Origin of the sequence: Streptomyces capoamus (assembly GCF_014654935.1) — a bacterium.
Classification (GTDB): domain Bacteria; phylum Actinomycetota; class Actinomycetes; order Streptomycetales; family Streptomycetaceae; genus Streptomyces; species Streptomyces capoamus.
In genome coordinates this window covers 207,066-211,831 of record NZ_BNBF01000006.1, presented here as the reverse complement: position 1 = coordinate 211,831, position 4,766 = coordinate 207,066, and the positions used below count along the sequence as shown (strand labels likewise).

At 73.5% G+C, this 4,766-nt stretch carries 4 protein-coding genes and 1 pseudogene; all 5 read left to right on the top strand.

The genetic code is table 11. The annotated features are described in order from the left end of the window. A pseudogene (locus tag IE312_RS12370) lies at window positions 1-1,253 on the top strand (hypothetical protein); the annotation flags it as partial. 67 nt (window positions 1,254-1,320) lie between these two features. Next, complete coding sequence (locus tag IE312_RS12365) at window positions 1,321-2,097, top strand: hypothetical protein (RefSeq protein WP_189981114.1); 777 nt, start codon at window positions 1,321-1,323, stop codon at window positions 2,095-2,097. Between the two features lie 78 nt (window positions 2,098-2,175). Beyond that, complete coding sequence (locus IE312_RS43790; protein ID WP_189981112.1) at window positions 2,176-3,264, top strand: DUF2637 domain-containing protein; 1,089 nt, start codon at window positions 2,176-2,178, stop codon at window positions 3,262-3,264. A gap of 103 nt (window positions 3,265-3,367) precedes the next feature. Further along, entirely contained in the window at window positions 3,368-3,886 is a 519-nt protein-coding gene (locus IE312_RS12355) for a helix-turn-helix domain-containing protein (RefSeq protein ID WP_189981110.1), read from the top strand. Between the two features lie 3 nt (window positions 3,887-3,889). Continuing rightward, on the top strand, window positions 3,890-4,766 hold an 877-nt coding region (locus IE312_RS39710), incomplete at its 3' end, for a terminase large subunit domain-containing protein (protein WP_229899603.1).

Genomic DNA, 4,766 nt, shown 5'->3' with positions numbered 1-4,766 from the left:
AGCAGGTCGAGGCCGGCGTCGCAACCGTCGCGGACGCCGAGGCCCTGTACGCCGCCACCCTGGTCACCGAAGCCGAGGCCGCCGACGGGACGTGGCGCGGCGAGTGGATCGGCGCGCAGGACGACGCCGCCGTCCTGTTCCCCATCGAGCGCGACACCGAACAGGGCGCCCTGTTCAACGACCGCGCCGCCGTCGAGCCGGCCGCCGCCGAGCAGCGCGTCGTCGAGGGCGTCGTCGTCGAGCACGCCGGCGTCGCCGAGGGCAGCACCCCGAGCAACGCCTCGCACCCCGACGTTGTCGCCGCCCGGGCCGCCCTCGCCGGCCTCGCCGTGGCGACCATGACCGAGCACCACGACGTCACCGACCCGACCGAGGACGAGCAGCAGGTGCGCGGGTACCTGGTCGACCCCCGCACGCACGGCCGCGTCGCTGTGTACTGGCTCGAAGGGGGCCGGATCATCCGCCGCGACCAGATGCCGCACGGGCCCGCCCTCGACTGCCTCGCCGACCGCCTGCGCCGCCGCGGGTGGGCCGTCGAGAAGATGCTGCGTTCCTCGCAGTGCGTGTTCGCCCACCTGCCGGCCGAGGGCACCGCGCCGGCCGCGGTCGAGCCGGCCGCCGTCGAGCCGGCCGCGCCCGAGTGCCTGCACCGGATCGCCGTCCGCCCGAACGTGTCCGGCGACCCGATCAAGGCGTGCGCCCGTAAGCAGCCCAACCAGGACGCCGGCGTATTCAGCGACGAGGGGTGTGTCGAGGCGTACGACTGCGCCGTGCAGGCCGCTAATCGCGCCGCCGAGCTGAACGTCGAGGAGGACGCCCCGGCCGGCGACCCGACGTACGTATGGGACCTGCTGTGCCCCGACCACCGCGACGCCGAGCAGTCGGTCGACGAGTGCGAGGAGTGCAACGCCGAGGAGGCCGCCGAGCAGGCCACCGTCGACACGGTCGAGCAGCCGGACGTCGAGGAGCGGCCCCGATGCATCACTCACGGCGCCGAGTGCGACGACGACCCGAAGCGCCGGCACCAGTTCGAGCCGACGGCCGAGCAGGTCGAGGCCGCACGCGAGGCCAAGCGGCAGGCCAAGGCCAAGACCGCGGCGTACATCGCCGAACTCGACGACGTCCTCGCCATGATCGAGCAGGCCGAGCGCGTCGACGGGACGTGGCGCGGCGAGTGGATCGCCGCGGCGCCGGCCGACGCCGAGCTGCTCGACCTGCCCGCCGACGCCGAACAGGGCGCGTTGTTCGCCTAACGACCGGTACCGTCTCGCCCGCCCCCGCGACCGTGCGGGGGCGGGCCCGTCCCAGAGAGAGCAGCAGATGAGCAGCGAACCCAACGAGCAGGCCACCCCCGAAGAACACCCCGGGTGGACCGGCCCCGAACTTGTCCGCAGGATGAAGGCCGGCGGTACGCCACGGCTGGAGCCGTACGAGGGACTGCGCGAGGCCCTGCTCGGCATCCTCGACGAGTGGGAGCGCACCCGCCGCAGCGAGCAGGCCAAGGCCCGGGCGACGTACACCCGCAGGGCCGACCGCGGCCCCATCACGCCGAAGATGCAGCAGCGCGCCGTCGAGCAGATGCTCGCCGAGGGTGAAGCCGCGGGGAAGTACACCGGCACGGCCATCGAGGGATTCGTCGCCGGCGCCGCACTCGACCGCCTGCGCAACGCCGGCCGTGCGCGCCGCGAGTGGGAGAACAACTACAAGCCGTGGCAAGCGGAGATCATCTACAACGCGCGGCACCTCGCCGACGTCCCCGTGCCAGACATCGCCGCCGAACTCAACGTGTCCGAGGGATACGTCTACCGCGTGTTGCGCACGAACGCCGCGTACGAGTACCGCCTCGACGTCCGCGACGGAGCGCCCGGGCCCGGGTGGCAGTCGTTCGAGGCCGCCGACGTCGTCGCCCCCATCGACGAGCCCGAGGTGATCGCGCACCGCGCCATCGAGGAGTACCTCGCCGCGCACCCCGAGCACGCCGACCACGAAGCCGACGAGCCGCGCCTGCGCGTGCTGATCTGGACGGCCGCCGCCGAGGAGCAGCCCGACGAGCAGGCCGTGCGAACGGTCCTGTGGCCGGACCCGGAAGACCAGTAACCCCACCAACGCAGCAGGCCCGACCGGTGACTGCACATCACCGACCGGGCCCTAACCACCACGGGAGCTAACCCCGCAATGGCTACGCACCACCCTACCTACGCCCGACCGGCGGCGAGCAGCCCCTCGCGCGGGCCCCTCGCCGCCGCCGTCCTCGCCACGGCCGCGTTCGCGTTCCTCGCGTTCCGCCTGTCGTTCGAGGCCCTTACCGCCCTCGCCGCCGAGCACGGCGTCGACCCCGACGTCGGGTGGATGTTCGCCGTACTGGTTGACGGGGGCGCCGTCGTCGGCACCGTGGGAGTGGTCGCCGCCAAGCGCGCCGGCCGCCCCGTCGCCGCCTACTGGGCAACCGTCGCCGCGTTCGCCGCCGTGTCCCTCGCGTTCAACGTCGCGCACTCCGATGGAACGCTGCTCGGCGTCGCTATCGCCGTCGTCCCACCGGTGGCGCAGTTGGTCGCCACCGAGCTACTTGTGCGGATGCTGCCCGCCGCCGACACCGTCGCCGCCGCCGACGTCGCCCCGTCGGTCGCGCAGGCCGACGCCGCCGCCCGCCGCGCGCAGCAGGCCGCCCTCGACGCCCGCACCGTCGCCGCCGCCGCGCAGGCCGCCCTCGACACCGCCGCCGCGACCGTCGCCGACGCCGCCCTCGCCGTCCGGGCCGACACCCGCGATGCCGTCGCCGACGCCGTCGAGCGCACCGTCGAGTCGGCCGCCGCCGCGACCGCCGCCGCCGCCCGTGCCGAGCAGGCCGCGGCGACCCTCACCGCCGCCGCCGCGCCGCCGCTCGCCCTGGTCGACCTAGCCGCCGCCGTCGCCGCCGTCGAGGAGCATCAGGCCGTCGACGACGTCCCGGCCGACGCCCCCGTGCCGCTCCCCCTCGCCGCCACGTTCACCGCGCCGCCGCTCCCGACACCGTCGCCGCTCGACGACGCCCTCGACGACGACGCCCCGGCCGTCGTACCGCCGCCCGCGCGATCCGTCGCCGCCGTCGTGTCGTCGGACGCCGTCGCCGCGTACCGCCGGCTGCTCAGGGAGGGGAAGGGGAAGCGGCCGACGGCCGAGGCCCTCGGCGCCGCCCTCGGCGTCAAGAGGACCCGGGGGAGCGAGCTGCGCGCGGCTGTCGAGCAGGCCCTCGGAACCCGCGTTGCCCCCGTTATCAATCCGTGATCTAATGGGGGGCGTCCCCGGCGTGCCCGGAAACACCCCAACACTTCGCCCCGTTGCCACCCCCCCCGGCAACGGGGCGTCGCCATGTCCGGGAGGTGACGCCGTGCGCAAGCCGATCACCGACCAGGACCGCGACCAGGTCCGCCGGCTGCACGCCGTGGGCAAGAGCCGTAACGAGATCGCCCGGACCATCGGGCGCAGCGGCTCGACCGTGTCCAAGATCGCCGCCGAGTGTGACCCGCCCCTGTCGTTCGAGCGTGGGCCCGAAGTGGTCGCCGCGACGGACGCCCGCCGCGTCGACCTCGCCGCCCGCCGCGCCCTGTTCGCCGAGCGGCTGCACGAGTCCGCCGAGCGGCTGCACGAGCAGTTGTTCGCCCCCTGCACCGTGGGGGCGTTCGGAGGCAAGGACAACGAGTGGTCGCAGGTCGACCTCGACCGCCCGCAGTTCGCCGACCAACGGCAGATCCTCGCCGCCGTGTCCACCGCTGTGGATAAGTCCTTGAAGCTCGCCCCCGCCGAGGGAGGCCAGAACGCCGAGGACGTCCGTTCGATGCTGGGCACCCTCGGCGAAGTCCTCGCCGACGCGTTCGCCGACGACGAGGGGGCCGACGACGGGGGGTGAGCCGTGCGCCTGCCCCCCGGCGTCGACCTGCCCCTGTCCCGCAAGCAGTTGCGCAGCATCGGCCGCGCCCGGGCCCGTATCAACCTGTGGCACGGCAGCGTCAGGTCGGGTAAGACCGTTGCGTCGTTGCTCGCGTTCGTCATCGCCGTTGCGTCCGCCGGCCCGTCGGGACTCATCCTGATATGCGGCCGGTCGTTGCAGACCATCGAGCGGAACGTTTTCGAACCGCTCGCCGACCCCGCCCTGTTCGGCCCGTTGTCCCGGCACATCCACCACACCCGGGGCGCCACCACGGCCGTCATTCTGGGCCGGACCGTGCACCTGATCGGCGCATCGGACGTCCGCGCCGAGGGCCGCCTGCGTGGCCTTACCGCGCAGCTCGCGTACGTCGACGAGGCGACCCTCGTTCCAGAGTCGTTCTGGACTCAGCTACTCGCCCGACTGAGCACCCCGGGCGCGCGGCTGCTCGCCACCACGAACCCCGACTCTCCGCGCCACTGGCTCAAAACGGGGTACCTCGACCGGGCCCACGAACTCAACCTGCGGCACTGGCACTTCAAGCTCGCCGACAACCCGAGTTTGACCCGGCAGTACGTCACCGACCTCACCGCCGAGTACGTCGGTCTGTGGCGCCGCCGCATGATCGACGGGGCATGGGTGGTCGCCGAGGGCGCCGTATTCGATATGTGGGACGAGCAGCAGCACGTCGTCGACACCCTGCCGCCGATGGTCCGGTACTGGTGCGCGGCCGACTACGGGACCACGAACCCGTTCGCCGCCCTGGTGCTGGGACTCGGCGCCGACGACCGGCTGTACGTCGTGAGCGAGTGGCGCCACGACAGCAAGACCGCTCACCGGCAGATGACCGACGCGCAGTACA

Bases quoted from the DNA above. Each gene is read 5' to 3' on its own strand.
- IE312_RS12365 (WP_189981114.1), top strand. From the start codon at position 1,321: ATGAGCAGCGAACCCAACGAGCAGGCCACCCCCGAAGAACACCCCGGG.
- IE312_RS43790 (WP_189981112.1), top strand. From the start codon at position 2,176: ATGGCTACGCACCACCCTACCTACGCCCGACCGGCGGCGAGCAGCCCC.